The organism is Pseudomonas brassicacearum (assembly GCF_000585995.1).
Lineage (GTDB): Bacteria > Pseudomonadota > Gammaproteobacteria > Pseudomonadales > Pseudomonadaceae > Aquipseudomonas > Aquipseudomonas brassicacearum_A.
Genome location: NZ_CP007410.1, coordinates 3,755,871 through 3,770,728, shown reverse-complemented (window position 1 = coordinate 3,770,728; position 14,858 = coordinate 3,755,871). Strand labels below are relative to the sequence as shown.

Genomic DNA, 14,858 nt, shown 5'->3' with positions numbered 1-14,858 from the left:
TCTTACCCGCTGGGGAGGCTAGTGGGGTTCCTGCTCCAGGCAGTCCGCCCATTTGCCTGCGAACCGGTAGAGCGGTGCAAATGCTTGCGACAACTCCAGGCCAAGTGGTGTGAGCTTATAGCCCTCGTCGACCAGTTCAACGAGGCCCGCATTGCGCAGCTCATTTATTCTGCTTTGCAACACGGTAGGAGAAATGTCTCCCGCTGCACTCCTCAACGCCCTGGAGCTCATGGCTTGATCACGCAACTCCCAAAGGACTCTCAACGCCCATTTTTGTCCCAGTAAATCCAGGAGAGCCATGATCGGCCGGCGTCCCCTGAGTATTGATGAAGCGCAGTGCTGACTATCATTCATCGTTATTTCTCTTGCCTGCTACACATTTAGTAGCGATTATCCTTGCTACACATTCAATAGCGGAGGATACGCCATGTCACGAATCAAAGCACTTAGTGAACCCTACCCGGACGAAGTCAGAGCCGCATTCGACAGAATAATGGGAGTAGGCGTACCGCCTCTCGTTCTATTCTCGACCATCGCCAGCAGTGATCGCGCGTGGCGCAAATTCAGTGGCGGTTCGTTGCTGGATGGCTCATTGCTGACACTTCGCCAAAGAGAGCTTGTCATCGATAGAGTCTGCGCTCGCACCGGATGCGAATACGAATGGGGGGTACATGTGATGGCCTTCGCTCAAGCTGCCGGGCTTACCAGGGAGGAGGTTGCTGGCACGTTGGAGTACCCGCTTCGGCTGGAGCATTGGAAGGAGGAGGAGGCCGCTCTCCTCGCTACGATCGATGCACTTCATGACCGCGCGGCGTTGAGCGATGAGGAGTTCTTGAACATCAGAACACATTTCGACGATGACCAGATCCTGGAGATTCTCATGCTCGCAGGCTTCTACCGCACGGTCTCGTACATCGCTAATGGCCTTGCTTTACCGCTCGAACAAAACGCAGCGAGCTTCAGTGAATACCGGAATGAGGCGAACGCCTGCATTTGAGGCAGCCCGACGTTACTAAACCGCAACGACCATTCGGCCAGAATCCTGAGCGACATTTTCTGGCCGATTTGGTCCTTCAGGAAGGGCGGCTTTGGGCTGAGAGTTATCCTTGATCGCTCATACAGTAGGTAGGCAGTTGCCCATTCTCATCGATAGCTGTGGCTCGCCTACAATCACTTGTGTATTTGCCTTTGCACCGCGGCAGGACGACTTTCACCCCGAGTCGCTTTCAGGACACGTTTTGTCGTCCACGTGCAACCGCCAACCCCCGGGAGTGGCAAGCTGTGAGGATGCCCCGGACCAGGTGCGCCAAAGACACCTGGCCGGAGAGCGAGAATGGCGATCGGATTAGCCACGCTACCGTGACGTGGACCGGACGCCGCAGCCAAGACTCCGGACGGCTGCCGCCTAGGCGGCGGTGTCGTTCGAGATGCCGAGGTACTTTATGCCTGATGAGACGCTTCACCTGCCTCTGATTCACAGCGTGTTGGAGCGCGAGAAGGACACCCCTGGTGCCCTGCTGCCGATTCTCCACGCCATCCAGGAAGGCTGCGGGTACGTTCCCGATGCCGCCGTCCCGGAAATCTCCCATGCCCTCAACCTCAGCCAGGCTGAAGTGCGCGGCGTGATCAGCTTCTACCACGACTTTCGCACCACGCCGCCGGCACGCCATACCCTGCGCCTGTGCCGGGCCGAGTCCTGCCAGAGCATGGGCGCCGAGCGCCTGGCGGCGCAGTTGCGTGAACAACTGGCGTTGGATGACCACGGCACCAGTGCCGATGGCAGCATCAGCCTGCGGCCGGTCTATTGCCTGGGTGCCTGCGTTTGTTCGCCAGCCCTGGAACTGGACGGCGAGCTGCACGCACGGCTCACCCCCGAGCGCCTGCGCGAGTTGGTAAAAGGCTGTATGGAGGACGGGGCATGCTGACGCTCTATATCCCTCGCGATTCAGTGGCCCGCGCCGTGGGCGCGGATAAAGTGGCCGATGCGCTGGCCCGTGAGGCCGAACGTCGGCAATTGCCGCTGACCCTGCGCCGCACCAGTTCCCGTGGCCTCTATTGGCTCGAACCACTGGTTGAGCTGGAAAGCGTCGGCGTTCGGCTGGGGTTCGGCCCCGTCACGCCGCAAGACGTGCCGAGCCTGCTGGATGCGCTGGTCGGCGATCCCGGCAGTCATCCACTGGCCTTGGGGCCGGTGGAGGAAATTCCCTATCTCAAGAGCCAGCAGCGCCTGCTGTTCGCGCGTGCCGGCATCACCCAGCCGCTGTCGCTGGACGACTACCGTGCCCAGGGCGGTTTCCTGGGACTGGCCCGGGCCCTCCAGACGGACGGCGCAGACGTGGTGGCCAGTGTGCTCGATTCCGGCCTGCGCGGCCGAGGTGGCGCGGCATTCCCGGCGGGCATCAAGTGGCGCACCGTTCGCGACGCGGTCGGCGCGCAGAAATACATCGTGTGTAACGCCGATGAGGGCGACTCCGGCACTTTCGCCGACCGTATGCTGATGGAGGGCGACCCCTTCCTGCTGATCGAAGGCATGATCATCGCCGGTACCACTGTCGGTGCCACCCTGGGCTACATCTACGTGCGCTCGGAATACCCGGACGCCATCAGCACCCTGAACGATGCCCTGCGCATCACCCGTGAAGCCGGGTATCTGGGCGCGAACGTGAGCGGTAGCGGCCGCGCCTTCGATATTGAGGTTCGCGTCGGCGCTGGCGCCTACATTTGCGGTGAGGAAACGGCGTTGCTCGAATCCCTCGAGGGCAAGCGCGGCACGGTTCGCGCCAAGCCGCCGCTACCCGCCATCCAAGGCCTGTTCGGGCTGCCGACGCTGGTCCACAACGTCGTGACCCTGGCCTCGGTGCCGGTGATCCTGGAGAAGGGCGCACAGTTCTACCGCGATTTCGGCATGGGCCGCTCCCTGGGCACGATGCCGTTTCAACTGGCCGGCAATGTGCGCCAGGGTGGCCTGGTGGAGCGTGCCTTTGGCCTGACCCTGCGTGAACTGGTGGAAGGCTACGGCGGTGGGACCGCCAGCGGTCGACCGTTGAAGGCCGCGCAAGTGGGTGGGCCGTTGGGGGCTTGGGTTCCGCCCTCGCAATTCGACACACCGCTGGACTACGAGGCATTCGCCGCCATGGGCGCGATGCTCGGCCACGGTGGCGTGGTGGTCGCCGACGACACCCTGGACATGGCCCACATGGCGCGTTTCGCCTTGCAGTTCTGTGCCGAGGAGTCGTGCGGCAAGTGCACGCCATGCCGGATCGGTTCTACCCGGGGTGTCGAGGCGGTGGATCGCTTGATGGCGAGCACCGATGCCGGTGCCCGTGAGGAACAGGTCCTGCTGCTCAAGGATCTGTGCGACACCCTGCAATACGGCTCGCTCTGCGCTCTCGGTGGGATGACCTCTTATCCTGTCGCCAGCGCCCTGAAGTATTTCCCCGCCGACTTCGGTCTGGCGACCACGGAGGCCGACCTATGATCAACATCTTCGACCCCAGCAGCGACATCGACCTTGGCACCCCGGCGCGTGAAAGCGACGTGCAGGTCAGCCTGACCATCGACGGTCGCGAAATCAGCGTCGCCTCCGGCACCTCGGTGATGCGCGCCGCCGCGTTGCTCGGCACCACCATTCCCAAACTCTGCGCCACCGACAGCCTGGAAGCCTTCGGCTCCTGCCGCATGTGCCTGGTGGAGATCGACGGCATGCGCGGCTACCCGGCTTCCTGCACCACGCCGGTGACCGAGGGCATGGTGGTGCGTACCCAGACCTCCAGGCTCGCCGATTTGCGCCGCAACGTGATGGAGCTGTACATCTCCGACCACCCGCTGGACTGCCTGACGTGCGCGGCCAACGGCAATTGCGAGTTGCAGACCGTGGCGGGGCAGGTGGGCCTGCGCGAGGTGCGCTACGGCTACGAGGGCGCCAATCACCTGTCCGAAGCCAAGGACGTTTCCAACCCCTATTTCGAATACGACCCGAGCAAGTGCATCGTCTGCAACCGCTGCGTACGCGCTTGCGAAGAAATCCAGGGCACCTTCGCGCTGACCATCACCGGGCGTGGTTTCGACTCCCGGGTGGCGGCGGCGGGCGGCGACAACTTCCTCGATTCCGAATGCGTCTCCTGCGGCGCTTGCGTGCAGGCGTGCCCGACGGCCACGCTGATCGACAAGAGTGTCGTAGAGATCGGCCAGCCGGAGCGCAGCGTCATCACCACGTGTGCCTACTGCGGCGTGGGTTGTTCCTTCCGCGCCGAAATGAAAGGCGAGCAACTGGTGCGCATGGTCCCGGACAAGAACGGCCAGGCCAACCACGGCCATTCTTGCGTCAAGGGCCGCTTCGCCTGGGGCTATGCGACGCACCCGGACCGCATCACCAAGCCGATGATCCGCAAGCACATCAGCGACCCGTGGCAGGAAGTCAGCTGGGAAGAGGCAGTCACCTACGCCGCCAGCGAGCTGCGCCGCATCCAACTGAAGTACGGACGTGATTCCATCGGTGGCATCACCTCCAGCCGCTGCACCAACGAAGAAACCTACCTGGTGCAGAAACTGGTGCGCACCGCTTTCGGCAACAACAACGTCGACACCTGCGCCCGTGTGTGCCATTCGCCTACCGGCTATGGCCTCAAGCAGACGTTGGGTGAGTCCGCCGGTACCCAGAACTTCGACTCGGTCATGAAGGCTGACGTCATCCTGGTGATGGGCGCCAACCCCACCGACGCTCACCCGGTGTTCGGCTCCCAACTCAAGCGGCGTCTGCGCCAGGGCGCGCGGCTGATCGTCATCGATCCACGCCGTATCGACCTGGTGGATTCACCCCATGCCCGCGCCGACCTGCACCTGCAACTGCGGCCAGGCACCAACGTGGCGATGCTCAACGCATTGGCCCACGTGATCGTCACTGAAGGGCTGGTCGACCAACCTTTTGTCGAGGAACGCTGCGAGGCGGCGGACTTCGCCCGCTGGCGCGATTTCGTCAGCCTGGCGGAGAACTCACCGGAAGTGCTGGGCCCGGTGTGCGGTGTGCCGGCCGATCAGATTCGCGCGGCTGCACGGCTCTACGCCACCGGCGGCAACGCGGCCATCTATTACGGCCTCGGCGTCACCGAGCACAGCCAGGGCAGTACCTCGGTGATGGGCATCGCCAACCTGGCCATGGTCACCGGCAACATCGGCCGCGAAGGAGTCGGGGTGAACCCGCTGCGTGGACAGAACAACGTCCAGGGTTCCTGCGACATGGGCTCGTTCCCCCATGAGCTGCCTGGCTACCGGCACATTTCCAATGAAGTGGTGCGCGCCCAGTTCGAACAGGCCTGGAATGTCACCCTGCAACCCGATCCGGGCCTGCGCATTCCGAACATGTTCGAGGCCGCCCTGGATGGCACCTTCAAGGCGCTGTATTGCCAGGGTGAGGACATCGCCCAGAGCGACCCGAACACCCAGCACGTGACCGCTGCCCTGAGCGCCCTGGAGTGCGTGATCGTCCAGGACATCTTCCTCAACGAAACGGCCAAGTTCGCCCACGTGTTCCTGCCGGGCAGTTCCTTCCTCGAGAAGGACGGCACGTTCACCAACGCCGAACGCCGCATCTCCCGGGTGCGCAAGGTCATGGACCCACTGGCCGGCAAGGCCGATTGGGAAGCCACCATCGCCCTGGCCGACGCGTTGGGCTACAAGATGCACTACAGCCATCCCTCGGAAATCATGGACGAGATCGCCAGCCTGACACCAACGTTCAGCCGCGTCAGCTACGCCGAACTGGAGCGTCATGGCAGCCTGCAATGGCCTTGCAACGATGAAGCGCCGGACGGCACGCCGACCATGCACATCGATCAGTTCGTACGCGGTAAAGGGCGCTTCATGCTCACCGGCTACGTGCCCACTGAAGAGAAGGTCAACGGCCGCTATCCGCTGCTGCTGACGACTGGGCGCATCCTCAGCCAGTACAACGTCGGCGCCCAGACCCGGCGCACCGACAACGTGGCCTGGCATGAGGAAGACCGCCTGGAAATCCACCCGACCGACGCCGAAAACCGCGGCATCGTCGAGGACGACTGGGTCGGTATCGGCAGTCGCGCCGGGCAGACGGTGCTTCGCGCCAAGGTGACCGAGCGCGTGGCGCCGGGCGTGGTCTACACCACATTCCACTTCCCGGAATCGGGCGCCAACGTGATCACCACCGACAACTCCGACTGGGCCACCAACTGCCCGGAATACAAGGTGACGGCGGTCGAGATCGTGCGGGTCAGCCAGCCTTCGGAATGGCAGAAACGCTACCAGGCGTTCAGTGATGAACAGGGCCGTCTGCTGAAGGAACGCCGTCATGCCGAAAAAGCCGAGGTACGTCGATGAGCTCTGAAAGCCTGATCAAAATGGCCAACCAGATCGCGCAGTACTTCACCAGCGAACCGGACCACGCGCTGGCGGTGAATGGTGTGCGCCAGCACATCAAGAGCTTCTGGACCCCGGGTATGCGCCGGGATTTGTTGGAATGGGAGAAGAAACATCCGGAGGCTGTCCTGCACCCGTTGGTGTTGGCGGCGCTGGTGGAACCGGAGGTGAACGCCTAGCGCGGTGATCCGTGGGCGCATGCTCCCCAGTGGCGAGGGAGCTTGCTCCCGCTCGGCGGCGCAGCCGTCGTAAAACCTGTGCCTGCGGTCTGTCTGGCGAAACGTGGTGGCCGGTTTGGGGCTGCTTCGCAGCCCAGCGGGAGCAAGCTCCCTCGCCACAAAAAGCGGTTGGGTGATCAGGTTTTGGCTTGATGAGCCGCCCAGTGTTTCATCTCTTCGGCAATGAAGTGGTTCACCAGGTCGCTGTACATCTTCTCGATGGCATCCGGGCTCAGGCCTTCGGCTTCGGCCCACTTCCGTCGGGTGGCGAGCATGGCCTTGAAGCGCTCGGGAGCACGCACCGAAGGTGCCGAGGTCTTGAACTTGGAGGCCGCGAGTACGTACTGATAGCGCCTGCCCAATAGTTTGATAATGGCCTGGTCAAGGGCATCGATTTCGCCTCGGATGTCCTCCATGTTGGCGCACTCTGAGGGGGGGAGCGAGTTGCTGGCGTTCATGTAGATCACTCCACTTCTTTGAATAGGATCGGCCCAGCCTGAGCCGATCTGCGTTGTGGATTAAAAACTCCAGTTCTCGGCTCGAACGACGTTGCAGAAAGGGCCGGCCAACGTTGTGTTGTGATGCGCGATGATAACTTGCGCCTTCAAGACAGGCGTATCGGCGCAAGTATGACCGTCGGCGATCAGTACGGCATCGAACCCTAGGTCCCGGGCCGCGCGGCAAGTGCTGTCGATACAATACTGGGTTTTCATCCCGGCGATAACCACGCCCTCAGCGCCACACGCCCTCAGCCGCTCGGCCAAACCCGTCATCGCAAATGCATTGGGCCGATTTTTTTCGAAGATCACTTCATCGCCCGCCAGCCGCAGTTCCGGTACCAAGTGCGTCAATGGACTTCCAGGTTCGATAGGCGAGCCAGGTGGACCTACATGACGAACCAGAAAGATCGGGGCACCGGCGCTCCGAGCTTTGCCCATCAGGTCATTCAGGGTCTCTAGCAGCGCTTCGCCTGCCCAGGGTTTATCCGGGCCGTGAAACAACCCGACCTGCATATCGAGAATCAACAGAGCATGCATGGTGCTTTCCTTGCGTTTGGGCCAGTGACGCAAGGGCAAAAGAAAAGGCCCTTACCATCACTGGCGGGCCTTTGGGATTCGTGTGTCAGTGACTCACGACATCTCGCACGACCCGCCTTGGGCGGTCGTGGTTGTGGTGGTCGAGGTCATCTGAGAAAAATTCATGGCCTGACAGTAACTGGAGGCGATCCGGATTGGCAAGCCTTGCTTGCGCAGATATATGCGGCCCCTGTTTGGATGGGTGGACACTGTGGCGAGGGAGCTTGCTCCCGCTCGGCTGCGCAGCAGTCGTAAAACCGGTGTTTGCGGTGTGCCTGGCGAAACGCGGTGACTGGTTTGGGGCTGCTTCGCAGCCCAGCGGGAGCAAGCTCCCTCGCCACAGGAGGTGGTTAGCCTTCTAGTCCGCGTTGTTCGATCACGCCGAACACATCCGCCACATCCTGTACCAGGATTCGGGCGACATTGGTGATGGTGGCGATGTCGTTCTCTGCCGAATCCCGCAGGCTGGTGCAAGCGACCAGCGTCAGGTAATCGAGCGTGGCGTGCAGGCGTTCGCTGGCACAGGCATGGAGTTCGGGCAGCGGGGCTTGGGTGTCGATCAGCAGGACGGGGTGGGTGGTGGCGGTTTGGGTGAGGGGGGTGAAGCGGGCAGATGCTTGATTCGTTGTCATAAGGTTGCACTCGTTCGATAGAAAGAATCGCCACCTTTCTGCTGCGAATCATTTGGGTGGCAGTTGCGCGAGGGTTCGCAGACCGAGGAACGAATCCAAAACTCGGCAGACCCGAAAGCCTCCCGCGCGCAACCGCCATAAAATGAAAGCGGGCAAGTTTGCCTGAATTTCATTTGACGGTATCTAGATTTGTTCATTCGGGCTGCGAAACCCAATCACCGGCCAAAGCCAGTGACGAGCCAACTATAGAAGTCGATCCCGGCACCCACAACCGACCTGTAGGACGCCCCAGCCCCTTGTGGCGAGGGCGCTTGCTCCCGCTCGGTGGCGCAGCCGCCGTAAAACCGGTGCCTGCGGTGTACCTGGCGAAACGCAGTGGCCGATTTGGGGCTGCTTCGCAACCCAGCGGGAGCAAGCTCCCTCGCCACGGGAGGTAAATTCCTACGAGATTTTAGGACGGCCAGTTCGGGCCATCACACCTGACGCAACGGCCGGAAAAACGCCCTGATATCCTCCGCCAACAACTCCGGCTGTTCCAACGCGGCAAAGTGACCACCCCGGGGCATTGCCGTCCAGCGCTGCACGTCGCAGCAACGCGCCACCCAACTCCTCGGCGGCATGGGCAGTTCCTTGGGAAACAGCGCCACCCCAACCGCAGGCTTCACCCGCTCGCCGCTGTTGAACAGCAATGGCCGCTTGCTGCCTTCCACATACTGACGAAACGACGAGCCAATGCAATTCGTCAGCCAGTAGAGCGTCACGTTGGTCAGCAACCAGTCACGGTCAATGACCGGGCCAGCGCTTGCATCACTCCAGGACAGGATCTTTTCCCCCATCCACGCCAACAGCCCGGCCGGGGAGTCATTCAGGCCCACGGCCAGGCTCTGGGGTTTGGTTCGCTGAATGTGCCCATAGGCGCCTTCGGCGTCGGCAAATGCCGCCGCGCGTTGCAGGAAGTCCGATTCCGCTTCTGTCAGCGCAGGCTCGGTTTCGCCAAGGGGAGGGTGATAAGAGCCCGGAATGTAATTGAGGTGAATACCCGTCACTCGCTCGGGAAACCGCACGCCAAGCCAGGTCGACACCCCCGCGCCAATGTCCCCGCCCTGGGCACTAAACCGTTCATAACCCAGCCCGCTCATCAACTCGTTCCATAACCCGGCAATTGCATACGGCCCCCTGCCGGGTTGCTTGAACGGCGCGGAAAAGGTATAGCCGGGCAGAGAGGGCACCACCACATCGAAGGCATCCGCAGGATCGCCGCCATGGCGGGCCGGGTCCGTCAGCAAAGGGATGATGCGCTGCATCTCAATGAACGAGCCGGGCCAGCCGTGGGTGAGGATGAGCGGCATCGGCTTCGGACCGGTGCCACGTTGATGAATAAAGTGGACCCTTTGCCCGCCGATGTGGGTGACAAACTGCGGCAGGCGATTCAGCGCGGCTTCCTGGGCCCGCCAATCGAACGCGGTCGACCAATGTGCGAGAAGCTCTCGTAGCACATCCATGTCCATGCCTTCGCTCCAGCCTTGCTCGGCCAAGGGCTCTGGCAGCCTTGCGTTCAGCAGGCGGTGCCGAAGGTCTTCAAGGGCGCTGTTGGGGATGTCGATGGAGAAAGGCTCGATGAGCATGCGTGTTTTCGTCCTGATTACCTGACATCTGAAAATGACATGACATGGGTCGCAAAATCGTCCTCTACTGGCCGAAATCCGCAGCGCAGGTAAAAGGCTGCGCCCTCTGGCGTATCCGTTGACAAACGCACCACACTGAAGCTTTGCGCTGCATGCGCAAGAAGCCGCTGCACCAACGCTTTTCCCACATGTTGACCCCTTGCTGCACGCCAGACGTATACCCGACGCAGTCTGCCGATATCCGCCCCGGCATAGGGATCATTTGACAGACCACCAATGGCAACAAGCTGCCCATTGCTGAAAGCTCCAAAAAGACCTTCCCCGGGTTGATCGAATCGATTGGAGCCGTCTTTCCAATCAGCAATCAGGCGCGTGAGAAACCTGAAACCTTCCGTTATTGCCTGCGCTTCTAGCCGCAGAATTTCCGGGGGCAGTGCTGAGATCTGACGTATCGCGAGTTCATCCCTTGGTGTAATCATTGGAGATCCATCTGACTGAACAAATCGAGCATCAAAAAACGGCATCGGTTCTAGATGTCGCGGCGGCTGCATTCTGCTGGATCTGAGAAAACAACCAATCCACAAAAACCTGCGTTTCACCCACCGCATCCCGAGAAACACCGTAATAGAAACGGGACAACGGCAGGCGCAACGCCGGCAGTGGACAGGTCAGGCGCCCGTTGGACAAATCCCTACCCAGCAGCGAAGCCGGACACAACGCCACGCCCAGCCCATCGACGGCGGCCTGCAGCACGAGGTGCATGTGATCGAATTGCAGGGTCGGCAGGTTGTTCAATGGCTCGTTCCCTGCGTGTTCCGCCCAGTCTTGCCAATCGCTGCTACGGGTCTTGCCCGACAGCAAGGTGTGCCGGGCCAGATCGTGGGTGCTGTCCAGTGGCACGTTTTGCAGCAACGATGGCGCGGCGACCAGCAACAAGTCGTCTTCCAGCAGCACGGTGGGCTTCACGCTGGCTGACCAGCCGGAATGTCCACGGCGAATGACCACATCGAAGGGTTCCCGTGACGGGTCCGGTGCCCTGGTGCTGGTGACCACTTCAGGCTTGATGTCCGGGTGCAGCACGACGAAATCCGGTAGCCGAGGGATCAACCAGCGCACCGCGAAGGACGGGCGCACGTTGATGGTGACTTTGCGCTGGGATGCACGGCGGGTCAGGGTGGCAGCGGCGTTGGCGATCTGTGTCAGCGCCTCGCTGACTTGTTCGTAAAACGCTTTCCCCTCGGGCGTGAGCAAAGACTGACGGGTTCGACGCTCGAACAGCGACACGCCCAGGCGCTCTTCGAGCAGCTTTACGTGCCGGCTGACGGCGCTATGGCTGACGTGCAGTTCTTCGGCTGCGCGACTGAAGCTCTGGTGGCGAGCGGCAGCGGCGAAGGCGCGGACGGCGTTCAACGGGGGGAGGTCGGCGATCATGTGTCTAATTTAGTCACATATGAGGCGCAATTAAAGCGTTTGTCAGCGTTGCAGCGTCACGCCAAGCTGAAGGCCGTATCAATGCGCCCTTCAACGTGGAGTGATTCATGGCCGGTTATGGACTTTTCCTGCTTCTGGCGACCCTGACGGTGCTCAGCCCAGGCCCTGGCGTGGTACTGACGATTTCCAATGCCCTGCGTCACGGCTGGAGCGGTTCGTTGCCCGGCATTTGTGGCATCGCCTCAGGCGCGTTTATCGTTGCAGGGCTCTGCGCCAGCAGCCTCGGGTTGATCCTGGCCGCCTCGGCGACGGCCTTCACGGTGCTCAAATACATCGGGGCCCTGTATCTGTTGTACCTGGGGATCAAGATGTGGCGTACCCAGCGCTTCATTCCCGAACTCACCGTCACTTCGCCGCGTCCCTGGCGGCGATTCGTCGAGGCGTTGTCAATTCAGTTGCTCAACCCCAAGGCAGGATTTTTCTTTCTTGCCGTCTTTCCCCAGTTCATCAAGCCGGCGGGTCATTACTACAGCCAGTTTTTCTTGTTGGTGTCGTCCTACGCCGGGCTGGTCGTACTCATCCATTGCGGCTATGCGCTGATGGCGAATGGGGCCAGGGGCTGGCTCTCATCGAGCCAGGGGGCGAGGATCGTCGGCAAACTGTCGGGCATTACTTTCCTGGGTTTTGGCGTGTTGATGGCCTCTGCCAGCAAGTGACGACAGTTCATCGCCGCCCCGTGCGCGTACTCACATCCACCCACACCGCCAGCACCAGGATGCTGCCCTTGACGATCATCTGCCAGTAGCTGTCCACGTCGAGCATGGACATGCCGTTGTCCAGGCTGGTGATGACCAGCGCGCCGAGGAGGGCGCCGTAGACCGTGCCGGAACCGCCGCGCATGGAGGTGCCGCCGATGAAGCAGGCGGCGATGGCGTCGAGTTCGCCCATGTTGCCGGCCGAGGGTGAACCGGCGGCCAGGCGCGCGGTGTTGACCATGCCGGCGAGGGCGCACATCACGCCCATGATGCCGAAGATCCACAGCTTGACTGCCTGCACGTTGATGCCCGACAGGCGCGTGGCCTCCATGTTGCTGCCCACCGAGTAGACCCGCCGGCCGAACACAGTCTGGCTGGTGACGTAGCTGAACACGCCCAGCAAAATCAGCAGAAGCAGCACCGGCACCGGGATGCCGTCGTAGCTGTTGAGGGTGTAGACGAACCCGGCCAGCACCGCGCCGATCAGCACCACGCGCAATACGTCACGCACCAGTGAGTGCGCCGTCAGGCCATGCAGAGCTCGATTGCGCCGCTGTTTCCAGGTCAGGAACAGGGTCAGGGCGAACAGCAGGATGCCGAGCCCGGTTCCCACCGTGTGCGGCAAGTAACCCTGGCCGACGTAGACCAGTTCCGGCGACACCGGGGCAATGGTGGTGCCGCCGGTCACCCCCAGCAGGATCCCGCGAAAGGCGAGCATGCCGCCCAGGCCGACAATGAACGAGGGGATGCGCAGGTAGGCGGTCATGTAGCCGTTGCCCAGGCCAATCACCAAACCGCACAAGGCCACCAGGCTCAGGTTCGCCAACAGCGGGATGTGATAGACCACGTCGAGAATCGCCGCCAGGCCGCCGAGCAGCCCAAGCAATGAGCCCACCGACAGGTCGATCTCGCCGCTGATGATCACCAGCACCATGCCGCAGGCAAGAATCCCGGTAATGGACATCTGCCGCAGCAGGTTGGAGAGGTTGCGCGGGGTCACGAACCCGCCGTCGGTCTGCCAACTGAAGAACAGCCAGATGATTGCCACGGCGATCACCAGGGCGAGCATTTTGTAGCGGGAAAAGAGCTGTTTGACCTGATTCATCTACGCGGACTTCCGATCATTATTGTTATGGCCATCGGGATGGCTGAGTGCGGCGGCGAGTACTTGTTCCTGGGTGAGTTCGTGGTTGATGAAATCGCCGCGCAACTGGCCGTCGCCGATCACCAGGACGCGGTCGGAGACCCCCAGCACCTCGGCCAGCTCCGAGGACACCATGATGATCGACACGCCTTCGGCCGCCAGCGCGCCCATCAGCTTGTAGATTTCATACTTGGCGCCGACGTCCACGCCGCGGGTCGGCTCGTCGAGAATCAACACGCGGGGTTTGGTCAGCAGCATCTTCGCCAGCACGGCCTTTTGCTGGTTACCACCGGACAGGCTGGTGATCGGCAGGAACGGGCTCGCGGTCTTGAGGTGCATGCGCGAGATTTCCTTGTCGATGCTGCCCAGTTCGGCTTCGGCGTCGATGCGGGTCATTTTCGAATAGTTATCCAGCACGGCCAGGGTGATGTTCTGGCCCACGCCCAGGTCCGGGATGATGCCTTGGCGCTTGCGGTCTTCGGGGACCATGCACAGGCCGGCGCGGATCGACTTGAGGGGCGTGCGCGTGTCGATCTGCTTGCCTTCCAGCCAGACTTCGCCCTCGTAGCGACCGGGGTAGGCGCCGAACAACGCCGACACCAGTTCCGTACGACCGGCGCCGACCAGCCCGGCGATGCCCAGGATTTCCCCGCGCTTGAGGACGAAGGAAATATCATCGACCCGTTTGCGCCTGGGGTTGTCGACGTCGTAGCAGGTGACGTGGCGGGCCTCGAAAATCACCTCGCCGATGTCATGGGGTTCGGTGGGGTAGAGGTTGCTCATTTCCCGTCCGACCATTTGGGTGATGATCTTCGGGATGTCCATGTCGGTCATGGCGGTGGTGGCGATGTGTTTGCCGTCGCGGATCACCGAAATGGTGTCGCACACGGCGGCCACTTCATCGAGTTTGTGGGAGATGTACACGCAGGCAACGCCCTTGGCCTTGAGGTCGCGGATGATGTCCAGCAGCACCTCGATTTCCGAGCGGGTCAGGGCCGAGGAGGGCTCGTCGAGAATCAGCAGCCGCGCCTGTTTGTTCAACGCCTTGGCGATTTCTACCAGCTGCTGGTAGCCACCGCCGTACTGCGAAACCGGCAGCGAGACGTTCATGTCCGGCACCTTGAGCTCACGCATCAGCGCTTCGGCACGGTGGATCATCGCCGGGTAGTTCATGCGTCCGCCGGGCAGTGTCAGCTCATGGCCCATGAAGATGTTTTCCGCCACCGACAGGTCGGGGACGAGGGTCAGTTCCTGGTGAATGATGACGATCCCGGCGGCTTCGGTTTCGCTGATGGACTGCGCTTTGAGTGGCTGGCCGTCCCAGAGGATTTCACCCTCCCAGGTGCCGTAGGGATAGACCGCCGAGAGGACTTTCATCAGGGTGGATTTGCCCGCGCCGTTCTCACCGCACAGGCCGACGCATTCCCCCGGCCTGACCTTGATGTCGATGCCGTTCAGGGCTTTGACACCGCCAAAGGTTTTGACGATGCCGTTCATTTGCAGCAGGTAGTCGGACATGGCGAAGGCTCGTGAAAAAGGGCTCACACGCAAGCAGGTGAGGACAGCCCTCGGGCCGGACTCACCCTA

The 14,858-nt window shown here is 61.8% G+C and carries 15 protein-coding genes; 6 read left to right on the top strand and 9 right to left on the bottom strand.

The window, feature by feature from the left end:
* Positions 1-18: 18 nt before the first annotated feature.
* Complete coding sequence (locus CD58_RS15835; protein ID WP_025213973.1) at positions 19-354, bottom strand: winged helix-turn-helix transcriptional regulator; 336 nt, start codon at positions 352-354, stop codon at positions 19-21.
* Positions 355-427: 73 nt separating this feature from the next.
* Between CD58_RS15835 and CD58_RS15830 the strand changes: the two genes are divergently transcribed.
* The 5 genes from CD58_RS15830 (at position 428) to CD58_RS15810 (ending at position 6,569) form a co-directional block, all read left to right on the top strand.
* Positions 428-997, top strand: a complete 570-nt coding sequence (locus tag CD58_RS15830; RefSeq protein WP_025213972.1) for a carboxymuconolactone decarboxylase family protein — start codon at positions 428-430, stop codon at positions 995-997.
* A gap of 445 nt (positions 998-1,442) precedes the next feature.
* Complete coding sequence (locus CD58_RS15825; protein ID WP_025213971.1) at positions 1,443-1,925, top strand: formate dehydrogenase subunit gamma; 483 nt, start codon at positions 1,443-1,445, stop codon at positions 1,923-1,925.
* Entirely contained in the window at positions 1,919-3,478 is a 1,560-nt protein-coding gene (locus tag CD58_RS15820; protein ID WP_025213970.1) for a formate dehydrogenase beta subunit, read from the top strand. The genes CD58_RS15825 and CD58_RS15820 overlap by 7 nt, the downstream gene beginning before the upstream one ends.
* Positions 3,475-6,351: a formate dehydrogenase subunit alpha gene (fdhF, locus tag CD58_RS15815; protein WP_025213969.1), complete on the top strand. Its 2,877-nt coding sequence runs from the start codon at positions 3,475-3,477 to the stop codon at positions 6,349-6,351. The genes CD58_RS15820 and fdhF overlap by 4 nt, the downstream gene beginning before the upstream one ends.
* The gene (locus CD58_RS15810) at positions 6,348-6,569 is read left to right on the top strand and encodes a formate dehydrogenase subunit delta (RefSeq protein ID WP_025213968.1); all 222 of its coding nucleotides are present in this window, start codon (positions 6,348-6,350) and stop codon (positions 6,567-6,569) included. The genes fdhF and CD58_RS15810 overlap by 4 nt, the downstream gene beginning before the upstream one ends.
* 176 nt (positions 6,570-6,745) lie before the next feature.
* Here the strand turns inward: CD58_RS15810 and CD58_RS15805 are convergent, their stop codons facing one another.
* The 6 genes from CD58_RS15805 to gcvA all read right to left on the bottom strand — a co-directional run bounded on the left by CD58_RS15805 (position 6,746) and on the right by gcvA (position 11,372).
* Positions 6,746-7,066: an isochorismate lyase gene (locus tag CD58_RS15805; RefSeq protein WP_025213967.1), complete on the bottom strand. Its 321-nt coding sequence runs from the start codon at positions 7,064-7,066 to the stop codon at positions 6,746-6,748.
* A gap of 60 nt (positions 7,067-7,126) precedes the next feature.
* Entirely contained in the window at positions 7,127-7,645 is a 519-nt protein-coding gene (locus CD58_RS15800; protein WP_025213966.1) for a cysteine hydrolase family protein, read from the bottom strand.
* Between the two features lie 389 nt (positions 7,646-8,034).
* Positions 8,035-8,316: a hypothetical protein gene (locus CD58_RS15795; RefSeq protein ID WP_025213965.1), complete on the bottom strand. Its 282-nt coding sequence runs from the start codon at positions 8,314-8,316 to the stop codon at positions 8,035-8,037.
* Between the two features lie 473 nt (positions 8,317-8,789).
* A complete protein-coding gene (locus CD58_RS15790; protein WP_025213964.1) occupies positions 8,790-9,941 on the bottom strand; it encodes an epoxide hydrolase family protein in 1,152 nt (383 codons plus the stop codon).
* A gap of 17 nt (positions 9,942-9,958) precedes the next feature.
* Positions 9,959-10,420 (bottom strand): GNAT family N-acetyltransferase, encoded by a 462-nt coding sequence (locus CD58_RS15785; protein WP_025213963.1) that lies wholly within the window; start codon positions 10,418-10,420, stop codon positions 9,959-9,961.
* Positions 10,421-10,451: 31 nt separating this feature from the next.
* Complete coding sequence (gene gcvA / locus CD58_RS15780; protein WP_025213962.1) at positions 10,452-11,372, bottom strand: transcriptional regulator GcvA; 921 nt, start codon at positions 11,370-11,372, stop codon at positions 10,452-10,454.
* A gap of 107 nt (positions 11,373-11,479) precedes the next feature.
* Here gcvA and CD58_RS15775 point away from each other — a divergent pair, with 107 nt between their 5' ends.
* Positions 11,480-12,088 (top strand): LysE family translocator, encoded by a 609-nt coding sequence (locus tag CD58_RS15775; RefSeq protein WP_025213961.1) that lies wholly within the window; start codon positions 11,480-11,482, stop codon positions 12,086-12,088.
* Positions 12,089-12,095: 7 nt separating this feature from the next.
* Here CD58_RS15775 and CD58_RS15770 read toward each other — a convergent pair whose 3' ends face one another.
* Together CD58_RS15770 and xylG are read right to left on the bottom strand one after the other, a co-directional pair.
* Positions 12,096-13,232: a sugar ABC transporter permease gene (locus CD58_RS15770; protein ID WP_025213960.1), complete on the bottom strand. Its 1,137-nt coding sequence runs from the start codon at positions 13,230-13,232 to the stop codon at positions 12,096-12,098.
* Entirely contained in the window at positions 13,233-14,789 is a 1,557-nt protein-coding gene (gene xylG / locus CD58_RS15765) for a D-xylose ABC transporter ATP-binding protein (RefSeq protein WP_025213959.1), read from the bottom strand.
* Positions 14,790-14,858: the final 69 nt, after the last annotated feature.

Coding starts and splice junctions, on each gene's coding strand:
- CD58_RS15835 (WP_025213973.1), bottom strand. CDS start 354: ATGAATGATAGTCAGCACTGCGCTTCATCAATACTCAGGGGACGCCGG.
- CD58_RS15830 (WP_025213972.1), top strand. CDS start 428: ATGTCACGAATCAAAGCACTTAGTGAACCCTACCCGGACGAAGTCAGA.
- CD58_RS15825 (WP_025213971.1), top strand. CDS start 1,443: ATGCCTGATGAGACGCTTCACCTGCCTCTGATTCACAGCGTGTTGGAG.
- CD58_RS15820 (WP_025213970.1), top strand. CDS start 1,919: ATGCTGACGCTCTATATCCCTCGCGATTCAGTGGCCCGCGCCGTGGGC.
- fdhF (WP_025213969.1), top strand. CDS start 3,475: ATGATCAACATCTTCGACCCCAGCAGCGACATCGACCTTGGCACCCCG.
- CD58_RS15810 (WP_025213968.1), top strand. CDS start 6,348: ATGAGCTCTGAAAGCCTGATCAAAATGGCCAACCAGATCGCGCAGTAC.
- CD58_RS15805 (WP_025213967.1), bottom strand. CDS start 7,066: ATGAACGCCAGCAACTCGCTCCCCCCCTCAGAGTGCGCCAACATGGAG.
- CD58_RS15800 (WP_025213966.1), bottom strand. CDS start 7,645: ATGCATGCTCTGTTGATTCTCGATATGCAGGTCGGGTTGTTTCACGGC.
- CD58_RS15795 (WP_025213965.1), bottom strand. CDS start 8,316: ATGACAACGAATCAAGCATCTGCCCGCTTCACCCCCCTCACCCAAACC.
- CD58_RS15790 (WP_025213964.1), bottom strand. CDS start 9,941: ATGCTCATCGAGCCTTTCTCCATCGACATCCCCAACAGCGCCCTTGAA.
- CD58_RS15785 (WP_025213963.1), bottom strand. CDS start 10,420: ATGATTACACCAAGGGATGAACTCGCGATACGTCAGATCTCAGCACTG.
- gcvA (WP_025213962.1), bottom strand. CDS start 11,372: ATGATCGCCGACCTCCCCCCGTTGAACGCCGTCCGCGCCTTCGCCGCT.
- CD58_RS15775 (WP_025213961.1), top strand. CDS start 11,480: ATGGCCGGTTATGGACTTTTCCTGCTTCTGGCGACCCTGACGGTGCTC.
- CD58_RS15770 (WP_025213960.1), bottom strand. CDS start 13,232: ATGAATCAGGTCAAACAGCTCTTTTCCCGCTACAAAATGCTCGCCCTG.
- xylG (WP_025213959.1), bottom strand. CDS start 14,789: ATGTCCGACTACCTGCTGCAAATGAACGGCATCGTCAAAACCTTTGGC.